Here is a 23,506-nt window from a genome sequence, read left to right as displayed (position 1 = left end):
GCAGTTCTCCAGCGAACAATCCGGGCGGCCATGAGCTTAAAGAGTGCCGCTCCAGAGCGCTTCTTACAAGCAAGACGACGAAGGGACTTTAAACCTTGAGCGTTAAAGCTAGTCTGAATGATGAGCCGTACTGCGGCTGTCACCGGCCAAAGCCGGACACTCACCCGGCCTGCCACGAGCAGGAGCGCAATGAGGTCATTATGAAAATCCGCGAACTGGCCCAGCATTGGGAAGAAAATGCCAAGGGTCGCCTGACCCAGACGGGCTACACGATTCATCTGGACGTGGAAGCCGCCGCACGCCTGGCGGCCATTACCGAGATGTACCCCAAACGGCAGCCCGAGGAGCTGCTCGGTGAACTGATCGGCGCCGCTTTGGAAGAACTGGAAAAGAGCTTTCCCTATGTGAAGGGCTCGACCGTGGTGGCCACTGATGAAGAAGGTGATCCACTGTACGAGGACGTCGGCCCGACCCCTCGTTTTCTCGCCTTGTCCCGTCGTCACTTGCATGACTTGTCAGCAGGCAACGACAAGCAAAAACACTGATTCTGCCTACGAATGATCCCCCTGTAGGAGCGAGCCTGCTCGCGATGGTCGTCAACGAAACGCGTGATACCTGACGTCGAAGTCCATCGTCGGAACGCCGCCCGGAGCAGGCTCGCTCCTACAAACGCGAGCCCCCCCGCCCCTGATTAATTTCTCTGAACTTTTGAAAAGCGCCTCGGGTCAACCCTGTAACCACGCCTGGGACGGCCGTATCAAATCCCCTCGAAACCGAAGCTCGCGGCTCCTTTGCCCAGGATGGATTTTTTAGTTGTTCAGGAGTTAGCCCAATGGAGTTGAAGATCATGAAAACCGCTAGTGGCAAATCATCATCCACCCCTCTGCATGGCCTGAAAATGGCAGCCCTCGCCCTCGGCGGCAGTCTCGTACTGACCGGTTGCGCCGGTAACCCTCCCACCGAGCAATTTGCCGTCACCGAGTCAGCGGTCAATAACGCTGTCAGCGCGGGCGGCACTGAATTCGCCGCAGTGGAAATGAAGTCTGCGCAAGACAAGCTCAAACAAGCCGAAATCGCCATGCACGACAAAAAATACGAGCAGGCGAAAACCCTGGCCGAGCAAGCCGAATGGGACGCTCGCGTGGCGGAACGCAAGGCGCAGGCGATGAAAGCCGAACAAGCGGTGAAGGACTCTCGCCAAGGGGTTCAGGAACTGCGTCAGGAAAGCCAGCGCACCGTTCAGTAACGGCGCGGCATGACGTATTTCTTACTCGACTAAAAGGACGAAACCATGATTTCCAAGTGCATGAATGCCAAACAATTGATGATCCCTGCCCTGCTGGCCGCCAGTGTTGCCCTGGCGGCGTGCTCCACACCGCCCAACGCCAACCTTGAACAGGCCCGCACCAACTATTCCGGACTGCAAGCCAACCCGCAGGCGAGCAAAGTCGCGGCGCTGGAAACCAAGGATGCCAGTGATTATCTGGATAAGGCCGACAAGGCCTATCTGGACAAGGAAGACCCAGCCAAAGTCGATCAACTGGCCTATCTGACCAACCAGCGTGTGGAAGTGGCAAAACAGACCATCGCCCTGCGTACTGCGGAAGCCAACCTTAAAAACGCTTCTGCGCAACGTGCCCAGGCCCGCCTGGATGCGCGTGACCAGCAGATCAAGCAATTGCAGGACAGCCTCAACGCCCGGCAAACCGATCGCGGCACACTGGTGACCTTCGGTGACGTGCTGTTTGCCACCGACAAGGCCGAGCTGAAATCCAATGGCCTGATGAACATCAACAAACTGGCGCAATACCTCCAGGAAAACCCCGACCGCAAAGTGATCGTCGAGGGCTACACCGACAGCACCGGTACGGCAACGCACAACCAGTCACTGTCGGAACGACGCGCGAACTCCGTGCGCATGGCGCTGGTGAAAATGGGCGTCGACCCGACCCGCGTCGTCGCCCAGGGTTATGGCAAGGAATACCCGGTCGCGGATAACACCAGCGTGTCGGGACGGGCACAGAATCGTCGGGTGGAAGTGACGATTTCCAACGATAACCAACCGGTGATTCCGCGCTCGGCGGTGAGTGCCAACACCCAGTAAACACCACTGTGGGAGCGAGCCTGCTCGCGATGAGGCCCGGACATTCAACATCTGTGTTGACTGTCACGCCGCCATCGCGAGCAGGCTCGCTCCCACATTTATTTTCTGTTCAGGGTTGCAGCTTCTGCGGCGTTTCCTGGCCCATGCAACGCACGGCTTTTTTCTTGCTGTCGATCAGCACCCCGGTCAGGCCTTTCTGCTCGGTGTCGAACAGCACCAGCACGCCATCGATGCACTGCGCCACCTGGGCAGCCGGTTCCAGGGAGACTTTGTAGTCCTCACCCGGCACGGTCTTGAGCATGGTGAATTCGTTGAGCAGCAACGCATCCTCAGGCTTGGCGAAGTGCAGGTAGCCGTACCACCACAGGGCACCGACAGTGCCGAGGATGCTGCAAATACCGGTGATGATCAGCGGGATGGCGTTACGTTCTTCACTCATTGCGGACTCTCTGGTGGTTCATCTTCAGAATGTTCGGGCGCCGGGTAATTAGGGATTTCACCCAGGCGGCGCAAACCGTTGAAATGCTGTGGATCGTCAAGATAACGCAGCATGACTTTGCGCCAGACCGGGTCGGCGAACGTCTGCACATGACCGCCACGGGTCAGTTGCAGCACCCGCGGCGGCGGCGCAGCTTGATACAGACGGATGCCGTTGGAAAGAGGCACGATCGGATCGTCGATGCTGTGGTAGATCAATTTCGGCACGCCATTGAGCTGCGCCATGGAGCTGATCGCGCTGTCACCGTCCGGTACAAGCCAGGACAGCGGCACCTGAAAGGCCCAGGTCAGCCATGAGTGGCTCAGGGCAAACTGACCGACACTGCGATAACTGGCGGGCACGCCATCGAGCACAAACGCCTTGAGTTGTTTCTGCCGCTCGGGGTGTTGCACGAGGTAATGGACCGCCATCGAACCGCCGAGGCTCTGACCGAGGAGGATCAATGGCTTGCCCTTGACCTCCGGGGCCTGGTCAAGCCATTTGAATGCGGCGTCGATGTCCTGGTAGATCGCCGGCAGGCTAGGCTCGCCTTCGGACAGGCCATAACCGCGATAGTCCACCAGCAACACTTGGTAACCATGCTCCGGCAACCAATAGCTGCCACCCAGATGCATGGGCAGGTTTCCACCATTGCCGTGCAGGTGCAGCACCGTACCCTTGACCTCGACGCCCTGCTTGGCCGGCAACCACCAGGCATGCAGGCGCAGGCCGTCGGCAGTGGTCAGGGTGACGTCACGGTATTCGAGCCCGGCTTTTTCCGGGGTGAACAACTGGCCGGGTTCAGGGTAGAACAGCAGCGAACTGCAACCGCTCAGGGCCAGTAGAAGGCAGATGACGCCGAGGATTCTCATCCGTTGAAACCTCGCAAAAAAAGAAGAAGGCCGAACCCTGTGGGAGCGAGCCTGCTCGCGATGGCGGTGCATCAGGCAACATTAATGTTGAATGTAAAACCGCTATCGCGAGCAGGCTCGCTCCCACAATGGTCCATGGCTTACCGCTACAGGATGTTGGAGTAATCCGCCTCGATCCGGTCCAGGCTCAGGTGATTGAGGAAGTTGGAGAAGCACATCCACGCCGACAACGCATTCATGTCACGGAACTGCTCCGGCAAGTACTTGGGCGGTACCACCAGCCCTTCATCCACCAACTGCCGCAGCGTGCGCATGTCTTCCAGCGTGGTCTTGCCGCAAAACAGCAACGGGATCTGCTCCAGTTTGCCTTTGCGCACGGCCAACTGAATGTAGTTGTAAATCATGATGAAGCCCTTGAGGTAGGACAAGTCTTTGGTAAATGGCAGACCTGTCGGCACCGAGCCTCGGAAAACGCGACTGGTGTTGCTGTAGCTTTCCGCCATTTCGAAACCCTGCTCGCGGAAGAACTCGAACACCTGCAGGAAGTCGGCACCCTCCTCCACCATATGAATGGCGCGGGTACGGTTGGTCAGTTTTCGCAGGCGACTCGGATAGGACGCGAAGGTGATGATTTCCATAAGGATCGCCAGGCCTTCCTGGGTCACCGTCGACGAGGGCGGGCCCTTGGCCAGGAAAGTGCAGATCGGCTGGTTCAGGCCATTGAGCGTGGTGCCGACGTGCACCAGCCCTTCATGGACTTCCAGGGCGCGCACATCACGCTGGTTGAACATCGCGTCGGTGCGGATCTTGATGTAGTCGGCGCCGGCCGCCGCATCGGCGACGATCCCGTCGGACTCGAACACCCGGATGGTCTCCTCGGCCTCACCGAACACCTTGTTCAAGCGATGCTGCAGCATTTCCACCGCATCCTTGGCCGTCAGCGTCTTCGGTTCATCCTTGAGGTCGCCACGGCCGTCGATGTTGTTCAGGTAATCGGAGAGCATCAGCCCCAGATCGGACAGCGTCGGGTCACCGGCGTGGAACGCATCGGACGCGGCACCGTACAACTCCTGGGAAATCAGGCCGAAATCCTCGGTGCCGCGCGCTTCGAGCATGCGCACCACCATCCGGTATTCCTTGCACATGCGCCGCATGATCTGGCCGACCGGGTTGAACTGGCCGAGCTGGCGGGTGATGTCGCGCTCGATGTTCTGGAACTCCAGCTTCACTTTGCTGGAGTCGAAGGACAGCGGCCGATTCAGGTAATAGTCGCGGTCCACCTCTGGCAATTCCTTGCCCTTGGCCTTGAGGAAACGCTGACGGATGTTGTCGTCCCACTTGACCGCATCGAGGACGCGGATCGGCGTCTGCGCCAGCACAATGCGATCGGACAAAATGCGTATCGACTGCTGGTAATCGTCCACCCGAAACTCCTGTTGAATGCGTTGTGTGCTGGGTTTATTTGGCCTTGGCCTGACGCTGATAACGCACCACTTCGACGAACACATCGGAGTTGGCCGGGTCGTCGAGGTAAGCGGACACCTGGCCCATGTTGCTGTTGATCAACACACCATCGCCTTCGATCGTTTGAAAGCCATCGCCGCTCAGGGCCTTTTGCTGCAATGCCTGGTTGATCTGCTCGAGGTCGAGGTTGTAGACCACCAGTTCATGTTTGTCGGTCAGTTCGAAGCCGGCAATCGTGAAATGCCCGCCGAACTGCGCGGGCACTTTCGCCGACAGATACCAGCGATTGCCATGTCGCGACACCGTAAAAGGATAGGCTTCGCGCTCCTTGGGCTTGGCGCGAAAGTAGCTGACCGCCTGATACTGATTTTCACCGACGCGCGTCAACTCCAGATTCAGCGGCTCACCCCAGGCGTTGGTGCTGGTCCATTTGCCGAGCAATCCTTTGGGCGCGGGCTCGTTCGTGGGCAGCGGCTCCTTGAAGGTCACCAGGCAGCCACTGAGCAGCAGGAACGACAAGGCGATCACGACGACACGCCAGTCTTTCATTCGACACTCCCTATGAACACACCGCCGGCCTCAAGTGAACACCGGACCTTATGGCAGCGAGCTTGCTCGCGATGAAGGCGTGTCAGGCAACACAGGTGCTGAATGTTAAGCCGACATCACGAGCAAGCTCACTCCCACAGGGTCAAAAAGCATCAACAGGATCTACGCCGACGCCAGCACCAGATGCATATAACGCGTCAGGATGCCGAGCATTTCCTCTTCGGCCACCGGTTCGGCGTCGTTGAGCAGGCCCTGATATTCCATCCGTCCGATTATAGCCGTCAACACTTTGGCATCCTGTTGCGGCTCACGGGAACCCAATACCTGAAACAGCTGGCAGGAGCCCTGCAGGAGAATCTGTTGGTGCGAGCGCACCAACTCGGCCAGGCGCGGGTTCAGCAGCGCTTCCTGGCGGAACGCCTGCTCGGCCATCAGATGTTCGCGACGGGTGACCAATTGCCGGTGCACATAATCCGCCATCAGCCGTGCGATATCGTCCGCCAGCCTGGAACGGGCCTGCGGGCTGCCATCGCCGCTGTCGACCATTTCGCGCAGCAGGCCTTCGTTATTTACCCACAACTTGGCCATGTAGGCCGCGCTGCGCTCCACGTATTGGGCGAAGGTATCGGTGAGCAGGTCATCGATATCCTTGAAGTAGTAAGTGGTCGCCGACAACGGCACATTGGCCTCGGCGGCCACAGCGCGGTGGCGCACGGCCCGCACGCCATCGCGCACGACAATGCGCATCGCCGCATCGAGAATGTCCTGTCGACGCTGCTCGCTGCCCTGCCGGCTGGCCTTGCGGCCCTGGTACTGAACACTTTCAGCGACCGCAGTGGCGATACCCGCTGCACCTTCTTGAGCCATTGCACGATTCACGACAGGTCTTTCCTCTCAGATGAAAGCAACAAACTGATACGTTTGTACCAGACAGGCAATAAAAAACCGCCTGAAGAGGCGGTTTTTTAGTTAAAACACTTACGCTTGCGGCCGCATGTGCGGGAACAGGATCACGTCGCGGATCGACGGGGAGTTGGTCAGCAGCATCACCAGACGGTCGATGCCGATACCTTCGCCCGCCGTTGGCGGCATGCCATATTCCAGCGCGCGAACGAAGTCGGCGTCGAAGTGCATGGCTTCGTCATCGCCGGCGTCCTTGTCGGCCACCTGGGCCATGAAGCGTTCGGCCTGGTCTTCCGCGTCGTTCAACTCGGAGTAGGCGTTGGCGATTTCACGGCCGCCAATGAACAGCTCGAAACGGTCGGTGACGTTCGGGTTCTCGTCGTTACGACGCGCCAGCGGCGACACTTCGAACGGGTACTGGGTGATGAAGTGCGGCTGTTCCAGCTTGTGCTCGACCAGCTCTTCGAAAATCATCACCTGCAGCTTGCCCAGACCTTCGAAGCCCAGCACCTTGGCGCCAGCCTTCTTGGCGATGTCGCGGGCCTTGTCGATGTCGTTCAGGTCGTCAGCGGTCAGCTCAGGGTTGTACTTGAGGATCGAGTCGAACACCGACAGACGCACGAACGGCTCGCCGAAGTGGAACACCTTGTCGCCGTACGGCACGTCGGTGCTGCCCAGAACCAGCTGCGCCAGTTCACGGAACAGTTCTTCGGTCAGGTCCATGTTGTCTTCGTAGTCGGCGTAGGCCTGGTAGAACTCCAACATGGTGAACTCAGGGTTGTGACGAGTCGAAACACCTTCGTTGCGGAAGTTGCGGTTGATCTCGAACACTTTTTCAAAACCACCGACCACCAGACGCTTGAGGTACAGCTCAGGCGCGATACGCAGGAACATTTCCATGTCCAGCGCGTTGTGGTGGGTTTCGAACGGCTTGGCTGCCGCGCCGCCCGGAATGGTTTGCAGCATCGGCGTTTCCACTTCCAGGAAGTCACGCTTCATCAAGAAGCTGCGGATGTGGGCGATGACTTGCGAACGCACGCGGAAAGTCTGGCGTACGTCTTCGTTGACGATCAGGTCAACGTAGCGCTGACGGTAGCGTTGCTCGGTGTCGGTCAGGCCGTGGTGCTTGTCCGGCAGCGGGCGCAGGGATTTGGTCAGCAGGCGCACGCTGGTCATTTCGACGTACAGGTCGCCCTTGCCGGAACGGGCCAGGGTACCTTCGGCGGCAATGATGTCGCCCATGTCCCAGGTTTTCACCGCGGCCAGGGTTTCTTCGGACAGGGTCTTGCGGTTGACGTAGACCTGGATGCGACCGGTCATGTCCTGGATCACCATGAACGAGCCACGGTTGAGCATGATGCGACCGGCAACCTTGACCGGAATCGCAGCCTCTGCCAGCTCTTCCTTGGTCTTGTCCGCGTACTGTTTCTGCAAGTCATTGCAGTAGTTTTCGCGGCGGAAGTCGTTCGGGAAGGCATTGCCCTTGGCACGCTCGGCAGCAAGCTTTTCCTTGCGCAGGGCGATCAGGGAGTTTTCTTCCTGTTGCAGGGCTTGCGGGTCGAGTTCTAGGTCGCTCATGTCTTTAGATATTCCATCACGGGTTCGTTGCCCCCGGCCTGCGGCCGGGGATCGCCAGCAGGCTGGCTCCTACAGGGATCGCGTTGAATCAGCCGATCCTGTGTTACGTCTTTTACAGCCCGGATTTCAGGCTGGCTTCCAGGTATTCGTCGATGTCGCCATCGAGCACCTTGTCGCAGTCGCTGCGTTCGATGTTGGTGCGCAGATCCTTGATCCGCGAGGCATCCAGCACATACGAACGAATCTGGTGACCCCAGCCGATATCGGACTTGGTGTCTTCCAGGGCCTGGGAGGCCGCGTTGCGTTTCTGCATTTCCTGCTCGTACAACTTGGCCCGCAGCATTTTCATGGCGGTGTCCTTGTTGGCGTGCTGGGAACGTTCGTTCTGGCAGCTGACCACGGTGTTGGTCGGTACGTGGGTGATACGTACGGCCGAGTCGGTGGTGTTTACGTGCTGACCACCGGCACCGGAGGAACGATAGGTATCGATCCGCAGGTCCGCCGGGTTGATCTCGATTTCCACCTTGTCATCGATCTCGGGGGAAACGAACACCGCAGAGAACGATGTGTGACGACGGTTGCCGGAGTCGAACGGGCTCTTGCGCACCAGGCGGTGTACGCCGATCTCGGTACGCAGCCAGCCAAAGGCGTATTCGCCCTTGATGTGCACGGTAGCGCCCTTGATCCCGGCGACTTCACCGGCGGACAACTCCATGATGGTCGCGTCGAAACCGCGTTTGTCGGCCCAGCGCAGGTACATGCGCAACAGGATGTTGGCCCAGTCCTGGGCTTCGGTACCGCCGGAGCCGGCCTGGATGTCCAGGTAGGCGTTGTTCGGGTCCATTTCGTGGCTGAACATGCGGCGGAATTCAAGCTTGGCGAGGTTTTCCTCGAGACGGGCCAGTTCGGCGACAACATCGCCGACCGCGCCTTCGTCGTTTTCTTCGACGGCCATGTCCAGCAGGTCGCGGCAATCGGCCAGACCGGCGTTCAGTTCGTCCAGGGTTTCGACGATCTGAGCCAGCGCAGAGCGCTCGCGGCCCAGCTCCTGGGCGTATTCAGGTTTGTTCCAGACATTCGGATCTTCAAGCTCGCGATTGACCTCGGTCAGACGCTCATGCTTTTGATCGTAGTCAAAGATACCCCCGAATGGTTTCGGAGCGCTCGGACAGGTCCTTGATGGTGTTCAGGATCGGGTTGATTTCCATGGCGGGCAGCACTCGTTGGCGAACTTTTGAAAGCCGGCGAGTATAACGGCAAACGGCTGGAAACGGCAGTCCGCTTGGCCGAAAAGGCAGGGTTTAGGGGGAAATGTTGATCAGTTAAAACACCAAGCCTGCGGGAGCGAGCTCGCGCCGGGCGGCGTTCCGACGATGGCGGTATAACCTTCAACATCGATGTTGACTGACACGCCGCTTTCGCGAGAAAGCTCGCTCCCACAAGGAATGCGTTGATTAGCAGAATAGGCGGATCACCCGATCCCCACCTGATTACGCCCATTGTTCTTCGCCTGGTACAGCCCCTTGTCCGCCGCCGAAATCAATTCGCGGCAATTGCTGCCTGCTGTCGGGGTGATGGTCGACAGGCCGATGCTGATGGTCAGGCTTGAGCCTTCGGTTGGGGAAATGTGCGGGATCTTCAGGGCTTGCACGGTCATGCGCAGTTTTTCCGCCACCAGCCGTGCACCGCCCGGGGAGGTGTTGGGCAGGACCAGGGCGAATTCTTCGCCGCCGTAACGGGCCGGCAGGTCCGAAGGCCGGGCACTGGCATCGCGGATCGCCGTGGCGACCTTGCGCAAGGCTTCGTCGCCTTCCAGGTGGCCGAAGGTGTCATTGAAGGTCTTGAAGTAATCCACGTCGATCATCAGCAGTGACATTTGGCTCTGCTCGCGCAGGGAGCGGCGCCATTCAAGCTCTATGTATTCATCGAAATGCCGACGGTTCGACAGACCGGTCAGGCCGTCGGAGTTCATCAGGCGTTGCAGCACCAGGTTGGTGTCGAGCAACTGCTGCTGACTGACGCGCAGGGCACGATAGGCCGCGTCCCGCTGCAACAGGGTCATGTAGGAACGCGAGTGATAGCGAATGCGCGCGACCAGCTCGATGTTGTCCGGCAGCTTGACCAGGTAATCGTTGGCCCCGGCCGCGAACGCGGCGCTCTTGATCAACGGGTCTTCCTTGGTCGACAGGACGATGATCGGGATGTCCTTGGTCGCCGGATGATTGCGGTACTCGCGCACCAGACTCAGGCCGTCCAGCCCGGGCATTACCAGGTCCTGAAGGATCACGGTCGGCTTGATGCGAATCGCATGGGCAATCGCCTGATGCGGGTCGGCGCAGAAATGGAAGTCGATGTTGTCTTCATTCGACAACCCGCGCCGCACCGCCTCGCCGATCATTGCCTGGTCATCCACCAACAACACCATGGCGGCGTTTTCGTCAGTCTTGAAGTCGTCGAGCTGTAAGTCATTCATCTGCGTTCACCTGAATACTGCTTGGGCCAGGATTGCTGTGAAAAGTTGTCATTTGGGGAAAATCTCCAGCAATCGTGGCGCTATCTTTTCCAGCGGACGGATTTCCACAGCGGCGTCGATGGCCGCGGCCGCCTTCGGCATGCCATACACCGCGCTGCTTTGTTGGTCCTGAGCGATGGTCAAGTAGCCCCGTTGGCGCATGAGTTTAAGCCCCTGTGCACCATCACGCCCCATGCCGGTGAGCAACACCCCCACCGCATCGCCATTCCAGTAGTTGGCCACACTCTCGAAAAACACATCGATAGAAGGCCGATAGATTTCATTGACCGGCTCGGCGGTGTAAGCCAGCGTGCCGTTCTTCAACAAACGAATATGGTGATTGGTGCCAGCCAGCAGAACCGTGCCGCTTTGCGGCGTGTCGCCTTCCATGGCCAGGCGCACCTTGAGCCCACTGGCGCTGCCGAGCCATTCGGCCATGCCGGCGGCGAACACCTGGTCGACGTGTTGCACCAGCACGATGGCGGCGGAAAAATCCTTCGGCAGGCCTTTGAGCAAGACTTCCAGCGCCGCCGGTCCGCCCGCTGAAGAGCCGATGGCGATCAGGCGCTTGGTCGAAGCAGAACTGCGCGCCGGACTTGGCGCCGGACGTTCCCGAGCGCGTTTATCGCCGATCAGCCAGCCGATGTTCATGATCTTGCGCAGCAAGGGCGCCGCCGCTTCCTGGGCGTTGCCGGCACCGAGGGTCGGAGTATCGACCACATCCAGAGCCCCATGGCCCATGGCTTCGAACACCCGGTGCACGTTCTGCTGGCGATCCACGGTCACGATGACAATGGCACAGGGCGTCTCGGCCATGATCCGGCGGGTGGCTTCCACCCCGTCCATCACTGGCATGATCAGGTCCATCAAAATCAAATCCGGTGTCTGCCCGGCAGCCTTTTGCACGGCTTCCTCGCCGTTGGCGGCCACCCAGATCACCTGGTGCGCCGGCTCGAAGGCCAGCGCCCGGCGCAGCGCTTCCACGGCCATGGGCATGTCGTTGACGATGGCGATTTTCATGCCCGCGCTCCTCCTATGAGCTCAACCACTGCATCGAGCAGGGCGTCGTCATGAAAACTGGCTTTGGCTAGATAATAGTCGGCTCCAGCGTCCAGTCCACGGCGACGATCCTCTTCACGATCCTTGTAGGACACCACCATCACCGGCAGCGATTGCAATCGATTGTCCCGGCGCAACAAAGTCACCAGTTCGATGCCGTCCATGCGCGGCATATCAATGTCGGTAATCAGCAGATCGAAATCCTCTGAACGCAGCGCATTCCAGCCGTCCATGCCGTCGACCGCCACGGCCACGTCATAACCCCGATTAAGCAACAGCTTGCGCTGCAGCTCACGCACGGTCAGGGAGTCGTCGACCACCAGAATCCGCTTGCGGGCCACCTCGACGGCCTGGTCGCCCTGTCGGGCAATGCGCTCCAGGCGCCCGGTATTGAGCAGTTTGTCCACCGAGCGCAGCATGTCTTCGACATCGACGATCAGTACCACCGATCCGTCGTCGAGCAAAGCCCCGGCAGAAATGTCCTGGACCTTGCCCAGACGTTCATCCAGCGGCAACACCACCAGGGTCCGCTCGCCGATAAAGCGCTCAACCGCCACGCCGTAGATCGTATCGCGCTCGCGGATCACCACCACCTTCAGGGTCGGCTGGTGGCCTTGATTGACCGGACGCTGCAAAAGCTGACTGGCCGCCACCAGGCCGACATGCCGGCCCTCGTACCAAAAATGCTGACGCCCCTCGACCTGCACAATGTCAGCCGCCTCCAGATCGCACATGCGTTCGATGTGGGCCAGGGGAAAGGCATAGGCCTCGCCGCCCACTTCCACCACCAGGCTGCGCACCACCGACAGGGTCAGCGGCACTTCGAGATGGAAGCGACTGCCCTCGCCCGCCGTCTGCTCCAGCACCACGGCGCCACGCAACTGGCGCACCATGTGCTGCACCGCATCCAGACCCACTCCGCGTCCGGAGACTTCAGTGACCGTGTCGCGCAGGCTGAAACCCGGCAGGAACAGGAAGGTCAGCAGCTCCTCTTCGCTGAGTTGGGCAGCGGTTTGCGCCGGGGACAACTGGCGCTCGATGATACTGCTGCGGACCTTCTCAAGGTCGACGCCGTTGCCGTCATCGCTCAGTTCCAGCACCAGCAAGCCCGCCTGATGGGACGCGCGCAACCGGATCAGGCCCTCCGCCGGCTTGCCCGCCAACAGCCGTTGCTCAGGGGTTTCAATACCGTGATCGACCGCATTGCGCAGCAGGTGCGTCAGCGGCGCTTCGAGTTTTTCCAACACGTCGCGGTCAACCTGGGTCTTCTCACCCTCGATTTCCAGGCGCACCTGTTTTCCGAGACTGCGACCGAGGTCGCGGACCATCCGCACCTGACCGTTCAAGACATCGGCGAACGGACGCATGCGACAGGCCAGCGCGGTGTCGTACAACACCTGCGCGCGTTGACTGGCCTGCCAGACGAACTCATCCAGCTCGGCGTTTTTTTCCACCAGCAATTGCTGGGACTCCGCCAACAGTCGCCGTGCATCTTCGAGGGCTTCCTGGGCCTCGAGACTCAGGGCGTGCTCCTTGAGGTGGACGTTGAGGTTTTCCAGAGCGCGCAGGCCATTGTTCTGCATGCGCTTGAGACGCTGCATGGTGGCCAGATGCGGTTTGAGGCGCAGGGTTTCCACCAGGGATTTGCTCGACAGATCGAGCAGGCTGTTCAGGCGTTCGGCCGTGACCCGCAGTACGCGCTCACCGTTCTCGGTGGTGCGCCTGGTCTTTTTCGGCGCTTCGGGCAGCGGCTCGACGACAGGTGCCGGCTCTTCGAGCCAGGCCAGCGGCGGTTCGAGCTGGAGTTCCGCCATCAACGGCGAGGCGGGGGCCGAGACCCGAACGGCAGCAGTCGCAGCCGCAGCCGGATCGAGCAGGCCCCCCATCAAGGCGACATAGGCCTCGATATCTTCCGGCGCCGGAGCATTGTTAGGCGTCGCGATGCGCATCAGCAAATCGGTGCCTTGCAGCAACGCGTCGATGTGTTCGGGTCGCAGCAGCAGGCGGCCTTCCTGGGCGCTGACCAGGCAATCTTCCATGACGTGGGCAACGCTGACGCCTGCATCCACGCCGACGATACGTGCCGCTCCCTTGAGCGAGTGCGCCGCGCGCATGCACGACTCGAGTTGATCGGCCTGGGTGGGATTGCGCTCCAGGGCCAGCAGCCCCGCATTCAGCACTTGGGTCTGGGCCTCGGCTTCCAGGCTGAACAGTTCCAGCAACGAGGTGTCGCGCATCTGCTCGGGGGTCATGTGAGGCTCCGGGTCACGGCGGACAATAGCTGCTCTTCATCCAGCCAACGCAGGCTGCGACCTTTGAATTGCAACACGCCGCGAGTGTATTTGGCACTGGCCTGAGTGCCGGAGCGCGAGGCGGCATCGAGGATCTGCTCGTCGATGGCATGAATGCCGTCCACTTCATCCACCGGCACCACCACGGGCCCGCCATGGGCGGCGATGATCAACATGCGCGGCATGACCCGTGTGCCGGAGGCGACATTGCTGATGCCATCGAGCCCCAACAATTCGACCAGCGAGAGGCATGCCACCAGCGCACCGCGCACGTTCGCCACGCCGAGCAAGGCGCCGGAGCGCTGGTGCGGCAACGAGTGAATCGCTTGCGACGGCGCGACTTCCACCAAACAGCGGGTGGCCAGGCCCAACCATTCTTCGCCGAGGCGGAACATCAATAGCGAGCGGGTTTTCACCTCACTCTCCACGGTGTTGGACACCTGCACGCGGTCATCCTGCTGCAGCGCATAACGATCCAGCAGGCGCGTGGCGGCGGTCGAATACACCGCGCAATTGCGGCAATGAATGTGTTCGCTCAGCAGCGGGCAGGACTTGTCGCCATGGATACCGATGCGGTTCCAGCAATCATCGATGGCCTGGGCATCTTCATGGGTGACGCTAAAGGTGTCGGAGGCGATCATCGTTTACGCTCACGGTCAGCGGTGCGCTCGCTGCGGGCGGCGCGCTCCTGCAATCGTCTGGCCCCCACGGTGTCGCCCTGGGATTGCAGCAAGGCTGCCAGCTGCAACAACGCGGCGGGATGTTGCGGTTCGAGGTACAACGCCTTGCGATAAAAGCCCTGGGCTTCCAGGACATTGCCCGCCACATCGCTGAGCAACCCGAGCCAGTAAAACACCTGGGCCACCGGCTCATGACTGCGCAGGTAACTTTCGCACGCGGCACGGGCTTCGGCACTCTTGCCTTCGTTGGCCAGCGAGGCGATGTTCGCCAACAGCGTGGCCACATCGACGCCGGCTTTTTTGGCCACAGGGGTTTCTGGCGCTACAGGCGCGAACGGGCGCCTGTTCATGGGCGCAGGCACCATGTTGCGCAACGGTCGCGGCACGGGCAATGGCGCAGGCAATGATGCTGGAACAAAGGCCAGTGCCGGTTCAGGTTCCAAAGCCTTGTGACGACTGAAGGCAAAGGACTGTGGAATGCCGATGGAGCGCATGCCGAAACGCCCCAGCAGGCTACCTTCGGCCGGGCCGATAAACAGCACACCGTCGACGTGGGTCAGACGCTTGAGGACTTCGAACACCTGCTGTTGCGTTGCCTGATCGAAATAGATCAACAGGTTGCGGCAGAACACGAAGTCGTAAGGAGGCTCGTTGGCGAGCAACGCCGGATCGAGCACGTTGCCGACCTGCAGGCGCACTTGGTCCAGCACCCGGTCACTGAGGCGAAAACCGTCGTTCTGCGCCGTGAAATGCCGGTCGCGGAAGGCGATATCCTGACCGCGAAACGAATTCTTGCCATACAGCGCACGCCGGGCCTTTTCCACCGACAGCGGGCTGACGTCCATGCCTTCGACCTTGAACTGATGCGGCTGGAATCCGGCGTCCAGCAGCGCCATGGCAATCGAGTACGGCTCTTCACCGGTTGAGCATGGCAGGCTCAGAATCCGCAGTGCCCGCAGATTGTTGATTTCGGCCAGACGTTTGCTCGCCAGTTTCGCCAGGGTGGCAAAGGATTCCGGGTAACGGAAAAACCAGGTTTCAGGAACGATCACCGCTTCGATCAGCGCCTGCTGTTCATCTCGTGAACCCTGCAGGATTCGCCAGTATTCGTCGGCGGTGAACGCATTGGACACGGTGCTGCGCTGGCGAACGGCACGCTCGATGATGGCGGGCCCCACGGAGGTCACATCGAGGCCGATGCGCTCCTTGAGGAAATCGAAAAACCGCGGGTCGCCGCTCATGGCCGCTCCTCAAGCAGCGCCAGGTCCAGCGGTGGCGACGGGAACAGCAGCGCGCGCACCTGATCGTCCAGCAAGTCGGCGACCCGTACCCATTGCAGTAGACCCTGCGCATCTTCGCGCACAGGTCCCAGGTAGCGGGCCTGGCGATTGTCGAGGCCGTAGGGCTGAAAATCCGTCGGGTTATATCGCACGGTGTCGGTGGCCTGCTCCAGAATCAAGCCGAGCAATTTCGTCTCTGCGCCGTCATTCGCGCAGTAATGAACCAGCACCAGCCGAGTGCTGGTTCGAGCCTGGGCAGGCGTGCCAAACGCCAGGGCGCACAGGTCGATCACCGGTACCACCGCGCCACGATAGGCGAAAACCCCGGCGACCCAGTGCGGCGCGTGGGCAATCGGCTTCAAGGGCTGGCGCGCCAGCACCTCCGCGACTTCGGTGGCTTGCAAGGCATAGCGCTCGCTGCCGATGCGGAAAACCAGAAACAACGCATGCAACGCCTGCTTCACGGCAGTGCGTTTGGCCGTGAGTTCGCTCATCAGACTTTGAATCGCGAGACGCCGCTACGCAGCCCTACGGCCACCTGACTCAGCTCGTCGATGGCAAAACTGGCCTGGCGCAGGGATTCAACGGTCTGACTGCTGGCGTCGCCCAATTGCACCAGGGCGTGGTTGATCTGCTCGGCGCCGGTGGCCTGGGCCTGCATGCCCTCATTGACCATCAACACGCGCGGCGCCAGTGCCTGAACCTGATGGATGATTTGCGACAGCTGCTCGCCGACCTGCTGCACCTCGGACATGCCGCGGCGCACTTCCTCGGAGAACTTGTCCATGCCCATCACACCGGCCGATACCGCCGACTGAATCTCGCGCACCATCTGCTCGATGTCATAGGTGGCGACAGCGGTCTGGTCCGCCAGACGCCGTACCTCGGTGGCCACTACGGCGAAACCGCGCCCGTATTCCCCGGCCTTCTCGGCTTCGATCGCCGCGTTGAGCGACAGCAGGTTGGTCTGGTCGGCGACCTTGACGATGGTGACCACCACCTGATTGATGTTGCCGGCCTTCTCGTTGAGGATCGCCAGTTTGGCGTTGACCAGATCGGCCGCGCCCATCACCGAATGCATGGTTTCCTCCATGCGCGCCAGCCCCTGCTGCCCGGAACCGGCGGCCACCGAGGCTTGATCGGCAGCGCTGGAGACCTCGGTCATGGTGCGCACCAGGTCACGGGACGTGGCGGCGATTTCACGGGAGGTCGCGCCGATTTCGGTGGTGGTGGCAGCGGTTTCGGTGGCGGTGGCCTGCTGTTGCCTGGACGTGGCGGCGATCTCGGTGACTGACGTGGTGACCTGCACCGACGAGCGCTGGGCCTGGGACACGAGCGAAGTCAGTTCGCTCATCATGTCGTTGAAGCCGGTTTCCACCGCGCCAAATTCGTCCTTGCGCTCCAGGTTCAGGCGATTGCTGAGGTCACCGGTGCGCATCACTTCAAGGATGCTGACGATGCGGTTCATCGGCGCCATGATCGCGCGCATCAACAGCAGACCGCAGAGGCCGGCCGCCAGTATGGCGACCAGCAGAGAGACGCCCATGCTGATTTTTGCCGTGACCACCGCGTCATCGATGGCCGCCATGTCGTTGTCCGCCACCGCCTTGTTTTCTCTGATGATGTCATTGAGTTTCATGCGGCCTGCGGTCCAGGCCGGAGTCAGTTGCTCGTTGAACAACTTGATGGCTTCAGCTTCCTGGTTGCGCTTGTGCAAATCGAGGACGGCGGCATGGATGCGGTTGAATTCTTCGTGCCTTTGTTCAAAGGCCGCAAATTCAATTTTGTCTTCATTCGAGGTGACGGTGCCGCGATAGTTGGCTAGCTGCTCCTCCAGGCGCGTCTCGAAAACCTTGAAATCGGCGGCATCTTCGGCGCTGACGCCCTGCCCTTCTTTCAATAAGAGCATTTCCTGTGTCTGAAGGTAGGTGTCGACCCAGGCGCTGCGAATCATCGAGCTGAAATAGACCCCCGGCAAAGCGTCATCACGCACGCTGGCTTCGCTGTCCTCGATCTTCAACAACCGTGAATAAGAGACGACGACCATCAACAGCATGATGGCGATAATTACTGCAAAACTCGCCAAAATGCGTTGGCGCAACGTCCAGTTCTTCACAATCAGTCCTCAGGGGCCATTATCAAATGCTGGGGGAGTATAGCCGAGGGCGGTGTTTCATTTATAAGACGCTTGTGCGCCACCTCTCATCTCGCCATAAAAGGCAGGACAGGCTCTGGAACGGGACTTTCCGCATTGTTCAGGATACTGGCCAGTGGCGTTTCGGAAGAAAGGGGCCGTGATTCGGCCATGAGCGACGTCATCGCGGCTGGAACGGCGTCGCCAGCATGCCCGCGCCTACAGGGCCGGGGACGCTGGCTTGCCAGCGAATACCTGTGGAAGGTCTACATCGAAGCCTGGCGAACCTGTTTCTCCAATTCCGCCTTCAGCCCCGGCTCAAGCTTGAGCTGTCGCGCCAGTTCATCGAGATAGGACTTTTCCATGAAGCTCTCCTCATCCACCAGCATCACACTGGCGATGTACATCTCGGCGGCCATTTCCGGGGTGCTGGCGGCGCGGGCGACATCCGCCGGGTCCAGGGGTTTGTTGAGTTCGGCGTGCAACCAGTGCGCAAGCGCCTGATCGCTGTCCAGCCTGGTGAACTCGCCCTCGATCAACTCGCGTTCGCGCTCGTCGATATGACCGTCGGCCTTGGCCGCCGCCACCAGGGCCTTGAGAATCGCCTGGCTGTGTTGCTCGACTTGCGCTGTCGGTAAACGGTCGAGGGTTTGCGGTTCACGTTTCGGTGCCGTGCCCTGCCCAGCCTGCCAGTTGCCATATGCCTTATAAGCCAGTACGCCCAGCGCCGCGAGACCACCGTACACAGCCACCTTGCCTCCGACTTTGCGGGCTTTCTTGCTACCCAGCAGCAACCCCATGGCGCCTGCGGCCAGCGCACCGCCGCCAGCGCCCGAAAGCAGCCCGCCCAAGCCACCGGAAGCCTTGTTCTGCGCGCCGCCTGCCTTGTTCTGCAACAAGTCCTGGCCAGATTTGAGTAGCTGATCGAGCAATCCACGGGTATTCATTTTCCGCCTCCAAAAAAGGTGTAACCGGATTTTGAGGCCCCAGCCTAGTTCGAAAGTGCCCGACGGCTGCCAGGGAGAGTGCTTCCAGATGTTGCCTTGCTGCTGTCACTGAAGCTTGAAGCATGCAGTAAGTTTCGGTTTTTTAGATATACACTCGGACAAATCGATAAAAACCGCTCACCGGGTACGTTTCCCATGATGACCTTGCGTCAGATCCGCCATTTCATCGCCGTGGCCGAGACCGGCTCGATCTCCGCCGCCGCACAAGCCGCCTTCATCTCCCAGTCCACCCTGACCCTGGCCATCCAGCAGTTGGAGGAGGAAATCGGCGTCAGCCTGTTCAGCCGTCACGCCAAAGGCATGACCCTGACCCACCAGGGCCATCAATTCCTGCGCCAGGCGCACCTGATCCTGGCCACCGTGGACAACGCCAAACGCAGCCTGCAACAAAGCACCGACCAGGTCGCCGGGCAGTTGATCATCGGGGTGACCAGCCTGGTGGCCGGTTATTACCTGGCGGACTTGCTCACCCGCTTCCAGCGCGCCTACCCCAACGTCGAAATCCGCGTGATGGAAGACGAACGCCCGTACATCGAACATTTGCTGGTCAGCGGCGAGATCGATGTCGGCGTACTGATTCTTTCCAACCTCGAAGACCGCCACGCCCTGCAAACCGAGGTACTGACCCATTCGCCCCATCGGCTCTGGCTACCGGCCCAGCATCCGCTGCTGGAGCACGACAGCATCAACCTGGCCGATGTCGCCCGCGAACCCTTGATTCAACTGAACGTCGATGAAATGGACCACAACGCCCAACGCATGTGGTCGGCAGCCTCGCTGCAACCGCGCATCACCTTGCGCAGCGCCTCGACCGAAGCCGTGCGAAGCCTGGTAGCCGCGGGCCTGGGCGTATCCATTCAGCCAGACATGACCTACCGCCCATGGTCGCTGGAAGGCGACATCATCGAAGCGCGGCCGATTGCCGACCTCAGCCAGACCCTCGACGTCGGCCTCGCGTGGCGACGGGGTACGGCGCGCCCGGCGCTGGTGGACCCGTTCCTGACCGTCGCCCGCGAGCAACCCCACGGCGGACGCAAGCCATCTATTTAATCGAACGCCACCTTCAGTATTTAGTATTTGTCGACCTCGGGTCCGCGCACTAGTCTTGCTTCATCTATAAGACGGCCGGCCCCAGTCACAGGGAGCAGCATGGCCACACAAGAAAAGAGAATCCGAAAAATGGCTGGCGCGCAGACCCCGTTGTTTACCGCCTTGTTGATCGATGGCGAATTGGTCGCGGGCCAGGGCGTTGCCGAGCCGATTCTCAACCCGGCCACAGGCGAAGTCCTGACGCAAATCGCCGAAGCCAGCACCGAACAAGTCGAAGCCGCCATCCTCGCCGCCCACCGCGCCTTCGCCAGTTGGTCGCGGACCACTCCGCAGCAGCGCTCGAACCTGTTGCTGGACATCGCCAACGCCATTGAAAAAAACGCCGACCTGCTCGCCCGCCTCGAATCCCTGAACTGCGGCAAACCGTTGCACCTGGCCCGCCAGGATGACTTGAGCGCGACGGTCGACGTGTTCCGTTTCTTCGCCGGTGCCGTGCGCTGCCAGACCGGACAACTCAGCGGCGAATACCTGCCGGGCTACACCAGCATGGTGCGGCGCGATCCCATCGGGGTCGTGGCGTCCATTGCGCCGTGGAACTACCCGATCATGATGGCCGCCTGGAAAATCGCCCCCGCCCTGGCCGCCGGTAACACGCTGGTGTTCAAACCGTCCGAACACACGCCGCTGTCGATCCTGGCCCTGGCGCCAGCGCTGGCAGAGATTCTGCCGCGCGGCGTGATCAACATCATCTGCGGTGGCGGTGAAGGCGTCGGCAGCCATTTAGTCAGCCACCCGAAAGTGCGCATGGTGTCGCTGACCGGCGATATCGTCACCGGGCAAAAAATCCTCCAGGCCGCAGCAAAAACCCTCAAGCGTACCCACCTCGAACTCGGTGGCAAGGCCCCGGTGATCGTTTGCAACGATGCCGACATTCAGGCGGTGGTCGACGGTGTGCGCGCCTACGGCTACTACAACGCCGGCCAGGACTGCACCGCCGCCTGCCGGATTTACGCGCAGAAGGGGATTCACGATCGCTTGGTGGCCGAACTCGGCGCGGCGGTCAGCAGCCTGCGGTTTGCCGGCAAACGCGATGCCGACAACGAACTCGGCCCGCTGATCAGCACTCGCCAACGCGACCGCGTGGCCAGTTTCGTCGAACGCGCCCTCGGTCAACCGCACATCGAACGGGTGACCGGTGCCGCCGTGCATTCCGGCGCCGGCTTCTATTACCAGCCGACCCTGCTGGCTGGTTGCAAACAGGGCGACGAAATCGTTCAGCGCGAAGTGTTCGGGCCGGTGGTCACCGTGACCCGCTTCGATGAGCTGGAGCAAGCGGTGGACTGGGCCAACGATTCGGAATACGGCCTGGCGTCGTCGGTCTGGACCCAGAACCTCGACAAGGCGATGCAAGTCGCCGCGCGATTGCAGTACGGCTGCACCTGGATCAACAGCCATTTCATGCTGGTCAGCGAGATGCCCCATGGTGGCCTGAAGCGTTCCGGCTACGGCAAGGACCTGTCCAGTGATTCGCTCCAGGACTACAGCGTGGTGCGGCACATCATGGCCCGGCATGGCCGGGAGTTTTGAGCCGCACGCTGCACCTCAGGTGCAGGCCTGCGTTTTTCTTGCGGCTTGACGCTTGAAACTTGCAGCTACGCTAACAACAACAATTAGCAGTACGCATTACCGAACCCACTGCCCCGACCATAATTTGAAAAAGAGGGATTTCCCATGTTCGTGCACAAGACCGCACTGCTCAGTGCAATCACCACCGCGCTGCTGGCCAGTGCCAGTGTCCAGGCCGCAGAGCCGCTGAAAGCTGTCGGGGCCGGCGAAGGCCAATTGGATATCGTGGCCTGGCCTGGCTACATCGAACGTGGCGAAAGTGACAAGGCCTACGACTGGGTGACGGGTTTCGAGAAAGAAACCGGCTGCAAGGTCAACGTGAAGACCGCCGCGACGTCCGACGAGATGGTCAGCCTGATGGCCAAGGGCGGTTACGACCTGGTCACCGCGTCCGGCGACGCCTCGCTGCGCCTGATCGTCGGCAAGCGTGTTCAGCCGATCAACACCTCGTTGATCCCGAACTGGAAGAACATCGACCCGCGCCTGAAAGATGCGCCTTGGTACGTGGTCAACAAGCAGACCTACGGCACCCCGTATCAATGGGGTCCGAACGTGCTGATGTACAACACCAACGTATTCAAGACCGCACCCGACAGCTGGGGCGTGGTGTTCAATGCGCAAAACCTGCCGGACGGCAAACCGAACAAGGGCCGCGTGCAGGCCTATGACGGCCCGATCTACATCGCCGACGCGGCGCTGTACCTCAAAAGCACCCAACCGGAACTGGGCATCCAGAACCCCTATGAACTGACCGAAGCGCAATACAAGGCGGTGCTCGATCTGTTGCGCGCCCAGCAGCCGCTGATTCACCGCTACTGGCACGACACCACCGTACAAATGAGCGACTTCAAAAACGAAGGCGTGGTCGCGTCCGGTGCCTGGCCGTATCAGGTCAACGGTCTGGTGAACGAGAAACAACCGATCGCGTCGACCATCCCTAAAGAAGGCGCCACCGGTTGGGCCGACACCACCATGATGCATACCGAGGCCAAACACCCGAACTGCGCCTACAAGTGGATGGACTGGTCGCTGCAACCAAAAGTCCAGGGTGACGTGGCGGCATGGTTCGGTTCGTTGCCAGCGGTGCCTGCGGCGTGCAAGGAGAGCGAACTGCTCGGCGCCGAAGGCTGCAAAACCAACGGTTTCGACCAGTTCGACAAGATCGCCTTCTGGAAAACCCCGCAGGCTGAAGGTGGCAAATTCGTGCCGTACAGCCGCTGGACCCAGGACTACATCGCGATCATGGGCGGCCGCTAATTCTTGAAGTGAAGTAGATCCCTGTGGGAGCGGGCTTGCCCGCGATGGCGGAGCGTCAGGCAACACCCTATTGACTGTGCTGGCGCCATCGCTGGCAAGCCAGCTCCCACAGTTGATTACCTCTGTTGCCACTGCCGAGCAAGGCAGCCGGCTGTAGTTGACCGTTACTCGTTTTTTCAGAAGTCCAGGCAGGGCCGCTGCGACGGCCCGCGCCTTTTTGGAGCACCGCACCATGACGCTTGCAGTCCAGTTCACCAACGTTTCCCGTCAGTTCGGCGAAGTGAAAGCCGTTGACCGGGTTTCCATCGACATCCAGGACGGCGAGTTCTTCTCCATGCTGGGGCCTTCCGGCTCGGGCAAAACCACCTGTCTGCGCCTGATCGCCGGTTTCGAACAACCGAGCGCGGGCTCTATCCGTATTCATGGCGAAGAAGCCGCCGGGCTCCCGCCGTACCAGCGCGATGTGAACACCGTGTTCCAGGATTACGCGCTGTTCCCGCACATGAACGTTCGCGACAACGTCGCCTACGGCTTGAAGGTCAAAGGCGTCGGCAAGGACGAACGCCTCAAACGCGCCGAAGAAGCCCTCGACATGGTCGCCCTCGGCGGCTATGGCGAGCGCAAACCGGTGCAGCTCTCCGGTGGCCAGCGCCAGCGCGTAG

22 protein-coding genes are annotated in these 23,506 nt (G+C 60.7%); 7 read left to right on the top strand and 15 right to left on the bottom strand.

Annotated elements, in window-relative coordinates; genetic code table 11:
- The first annotated feature begins 200 nt into the window (after positions 1-200).
- The 3 genes from GQ39_RS00115 to GQ39_RS00105 all read left to right on the top strand — a co-directional run bounded on the left by GQ39_RS00115 (position 201) and on the right by GQ39_RS00105 (position 2,104).
- A complete protein-coding gene (locus tag GQ39_RS00115; protein WP_047526249.1) occupies positions 201-545 on the top strand; it encodes a hypothetical protein in 345 nt (114 codons plus the stop codon).
- A 287-nt stretch (positions 546-832) separates the two neighbouring features.
- Positions 833-1,246 carry a DUF4398 domain-containing protein gene (locus tag GQ39_RS00110; protein WP_047526247.1) on the top strand — a complete coding sequence of 138 codons (414 nt, stop codon included), beginning with the start codon at positions 833-835 and terminating at the stop codon, positions 1,244-1,246.
- Positions 1,247-1,306: 60 nt separating this feature from the next.
- Positions 1,307-2,104 carry an OmpA family protein gene (locus GQ39_RS00105; protein ID WP_047538310.1) on the top strand — a complete coding sequence of 266 codons (798 nt, stop codon included), beginning with the start codon at positions 1,307-1,309 and terminating at the stop codon, positions 2,102-2,104.
- A gap of 109 nt (positions 2,105-2,213) precedes the next feature.
- On the opposite strand, the gene GQ39_RS00100 is transcribed toward GQ39_RS00105, so the two are convergent.
- The 15 genes from GQ39_RS00100 to GQ39_RS00025 form a co-directional block, all read right to left on the bottom strand.
- Positions 2,214-2,543 (bottom strand): hypothetical protein, encoded by a 330-nt coding sequence (locus GQ39_RS00100; protein ID WP_047526246.1) that lies wholly within the window; start codon positions 2,541-2,543, stop codon positions 2,214-2,216.
- Positions 2,540-3,454, bottom strand: coding sequence for an alpha/beta hydrolase (locus GQ39_RS00095; protein WP_047526244.1), 915 nt, complete (start codon positions 3,452-3,454; stop codon positions 2,540-2,542). The genes GQ39_RS00100 and GQ39_RS00095 overlap by 4 nt, the downstream gene beginning before the upstream one ends.
- Positions 3,455-3,600: 146 nt before the next feature.
- Complete coding sequence (locus tag GQ39_RS00090; RefSeq protein ID WP_047526242.1) at positions 3,601-4,878, bottom strand: flavohemoglobin expression-modulating QEGLA motif protein; 1,278 nt, start codon at positions 4,876-4,878, stop codon at positions 3,601-3,603.
- A 34-nt stretch (positions 4,879-4,912) separates the two neighbouring features.
- Complete coding sequence (locus tag GQ39_RS00085) at positions 4,913-5,467, bottom strand: lipoprotein (RefSeq protein ID WP_047526240.1); 555 nt, start codon at positions 5,465-5,467, stop codon at positions 4,913-4,915.
- A gap of 162 nt (positions 5,468-5,629) precedes the next feature.
- Complete coding sequence (locus tag GQ39_RS00080; RefSeq protein ID WP_167361798.1) at positions 5,630-6,346, bottom strand: TetR/AcrR family transcriptional regulator; 717 nt, start codon at positions 6,344-6,346, stop codon at positions 5,630-5,632.
- Positions 6,347-6,445: 99 nt separating this feature from the next.
- The gene (lysS, locus tag GQ39_RS00075; protein WP_047526236.1) at positions 6,446-7,948 is read right to left on the bottom strand and encodes a lysine--tRNA ligase; all 1,503 of its coding nucleotides are present in this window, start codon (positions 7,946-7,948) and stop codon (positions 6,446-6,448) included.
- Positions 7,949-8,060: 112 nt separating this feature from the next.
- A protein-coding gene (prfB, locus tag GQ39_RS00070) for a peptide chain release factor 2 (protein WP_103403637.1) occupies positions 8,061-9,156 on the bottom strand; the annotation gives its coding sequence in 2 pieces (ribosomal slippage) (positions 8,061-9,083 and positions 9,085-9,156; 1,095 coding nt in all).
- Positions 9,157-9,419: 263 nt separating this feature from the next.
- The gene (locus tag GQ39_RS00060) at positions 9,420-10,421 is read right to left on the bottom strand and encodes a response regulator (protein ID WP_047526232.1); all 1,002 of its coding nucleotides are present in this window, start codon (positions 10,419-10,421) and stop codon (positions 9,420-9,422) included.
- Between the two features lie 48 nt (positions 10,422-10,469).
- Complete coding sequence (locus tag GQ39_RS00055) at positions 10,470-11,480, bottom strand: chemotaxis response regulator protein-glutamate methylesterase (RefSeq protein WP_047526231.1); 1,011 nt, start codon at positions 11,478-11,480, stop codon at positions 10,470-10,472.
- Entirely contained in the window at positions 11,477-13,771 is a 2,295-nt protein-coding gene (locus GQ39_RS00050; protein ID WP_047526229.1) for a hybrid sensor histidine kinase/response regulator, read from the bottom strand. Before GQ39_RS00050 ends, GQ39_RS00055 begins: the two co-directional genes overlap by 4 nt.
- The gene (locus GQ39_RS00045) at positions 13,768-14,451 is read right to left on the bottom strand and encodes a chemotaxis protein CheW (protein WP_047526227.1); all 684 of its coding nucleotides are present in this window, start codon (positions 14,449-14,451) and stop codon (positions 13,768-13,770) included. The genes GQ39_RS00050 and GQ39_RS00045 overlap by 4 nt, the downstream gene beginning before the upstream one ends.
- On the bottom strand, positions 14,448-15,731 hold the full coding sequence (locus tag GQ39_RS00040) for a CheR family methyltransferase (protein ID WP_047526225.1): 1,284 nt from the start codon (positions 15,729-15,731) through the stop codon (positions 14,448-14,450). Before GQ39_RS00040 ends, GQ39_RS00045 begins: the two co-directional genes overlap by 4 nt.
- Entirely contained in the window at positions 15,728-16,264 is a 537-nt protein-coding gene (locus tag GQ39_RS00035) for a chemotaxis protein CheW (RefSeq protein ID WP_047526224.1), read from the bottom strand. The genes GQ39_RS00040 and GQ39_RS00035 overlap by 4 nt, the downstream gene beginning before the upstream one ends.
- Positions 16,264-17,826: a methyl-accepting chemotaxis protein gene (locus tag GQ39_RS00030; RefSeq protein ID WP_442961741.1), complete on the bottom strand. Its 1,563-nt coding sequence runs from the start codon at positions 17,824-17,826 to the stop codon at positions 16,264-16,266. Before GQ39_RS00030 ends, GQ39_RS00035 begins: the two co-directional genes overlap by 1 nt.
- 344 nt (positions 17,827-18,170) lie before the next feature.
- Positions 18,171-18,851, bottom strand: coding sequence for a tellurite resistance TerB family protein (locus GQ39_RS00025; protein WP_047526221.1), 681 nt, complete (start codon positions 18,849-18,851; stop codon positions 18,171-18,173).
- A 195-nt stretch (positions 18,852-19,046) separates the two neighbouring features.
- On the opposite strand from GQ39_RS00025, the gene GQ39_RS00020 reads away from it, so the two are divergent.
- From GQ39_RS00020 to GQ39_RS00005, 4 genes are all read left to right on the top strand, one after another.
- Positions 19,047-19,961, top strand: a complete 915-nt coding sequence (locus GQ39_RS00020) for a LysR family transcriptional regulator (protein WP_047526220.1) — start codon at positions 19,047-19,049, stop codon at positions 19,959-19,961.
- Between the two features lie 99 nt (positions 19,962-20,060).
- A complete protein-coding gene (locus GQ39_RS00015) occupies positions 20,061-21,548 on the top strand; it encodes a gamma-aminobutyraldehyde dehydrogenase (protein ID WP_081997818.1) in 1,488 nt (495 codons plus the stop codon).
- A 144-nt stretch (positions 21,549-21,692) separates the two neighbouring features.
- A complete protein-coding gene (gene ydcS, locus GQ39_RS00010; RefSeq protein WP_047526217.1) occupies positions 21,693-22,844 on the top strand; it encodes a putative ABC transporter substrate-binding protein YdcS in 1,152 nt (383 codons plus the stop codon).
- A gap of 232 nt (positions 22,845-23,076) precedes the next feature.
- The coding region (locus GQ39_RS00005; protein ID WP_047526216.1) for an ABC transporter ATP-binding protein at positions 23,077-23,506 on the top strand (430 nt) is incomplete at its 3' end.

The sequence above is a fragment of the Pseudomonas sp. 11/12A genome (assembly GCF_000800055.1).
Lineage (GTDB): Bacteria > Pseudomonadota > Gammaproteobacteria > Pseudomonadales > Pseudomonadaceae > Aquipseudomonas > Aquipseudomonas mohnii.
Note: the sequence above shows the minus strand (reverse complement) of the source record. Positions and strands in the feature narration are given on the sequence as shown.

Bases quoted from the DNA above. Each gene is read 5' to 3' on its own strand.
- ydcS (WP_047526217.1), top strand. From the start codon at position 21,693: ATGTTCGTGCACAAGACCGCACTGCTCAGTGCAATCACCACCGCGCTG.
- GQ39_RS00020 (WP_047526220.1), top strand. From the start codon at position 19,047: ATGATGACCTTGCGTCAGATCCGCCATTTCATCGCCGTGGCCGAGACC.
- GQ39_RS00030 (WP_442961741.1), bottom strand. From the start codon at position 17,826: ATGCTGTTGATGGTCGTCGTCTCTTATTCACGGTTGTTGAAGATCGAG.
- GQ39_RS00015 (WP_081997818.1), top strand. From the start codon at position 20,061: ATGGCCACACAAGAAAAGAGAATCCGAAAAATGGCTGGCGCGCAGACC.
- GQ39_RS00110 (WP_047526247.1), top strand. From the start codon at position 833: ATGGAGTTGAAGATCATGAAAACCGCTAGTGGCAAATCATCATCCACC.
- GQ39_RS00095 (WP_047526244.1), bottom strand. From the start codon at position 3,454: ATGAGAATCCTCGGCGTCATCTGCCTTCTACTGGCCCTGAGCGGTTGC.
- GQ39_RS00055 (WP_047526231.1), bottom strand. From the start codon at position 11,480: ATGAAAATCGCCATCGTCAACGACATGCCCATGGCCGTGGAAGCGCTG.
- GQ39_RS00045 (WP_047526227.1), bottom strand. From the start codon at position 14,451: ATGATCGCCTCCGACACCTTTAGCGTCACCCATGAAGATGCCCAGGCC.
- GQ39_RS00105 (WP_047538310.1), top strand. From the start codon at position 1,307: ATGAATGCCAAACAATTGATGATCCCTGCCCTGCTGGCCGCCAGTGTT.
- GQ39_RS00085 (WP_047526240.1), bottom strand. From the start codon at position 5,467: ATGAAAGACTGGCGTGTCGTCGTGATCGCCTTGTCGTTCCTGCTGCTC.
- GQ39_RS00025 (WP_047526221.1), bottom strand. From the start codon at position 18,851: ATGAATACCCGTGGATTGCTCGATCAGCTACTCAAATCTGGCCAGGAC.
- GQ39_RS00100 (WP_047526246.1), bottom strand. From the start codon at position 2,543: ATGAGTGAAGAACGTAACGCCATCCCGCTGATCATCACCGGTATTTGC.
- GQ39_RS00115 (WP_047526249.1), top strand. From the start codon at position 201: ATGAAAATCCGCGAACTGGCCCAGCATTGGGAAGAAAATGCCAAGGGT.
- GQ39_RS00060 (WP_047526232.1), bottom strand. From the start codon at position 10,421: ATGAATGACTTACAGCTCGACGACTTCAAGACTGACGAAAACGCCGCC.
- lysS (WP_047526236.1), bottom strand. From the start codon at position 7,948: ATGAGCGACCTAGAACTCGACCCGCAAGCCCTGCAACAGGAAGAAAAC.
- GQ39_RS00050 (WP_047526229.1), bottom strand. From the start codon at position 13,771: ATGACCCCCGAGCAGATGCGCGACACCTCGTTGCTGGAACTGTTCAGC.
- GQ39_RS00040 (WP_047526225.1), bottom strand. From the start codon at position 15,731: ATGAGCGGCGACCCGCGGTTTTTCGATTTCCTCAAGGAGCGCATCGGC.
- GQ39_RS00035 (WP_047526224.1), bottom strand. From the start codon at position 16,264: ATGAGCGAACTCACGGCCAAACGCACTGCCGTGAAGCAGGCGTTGCAT.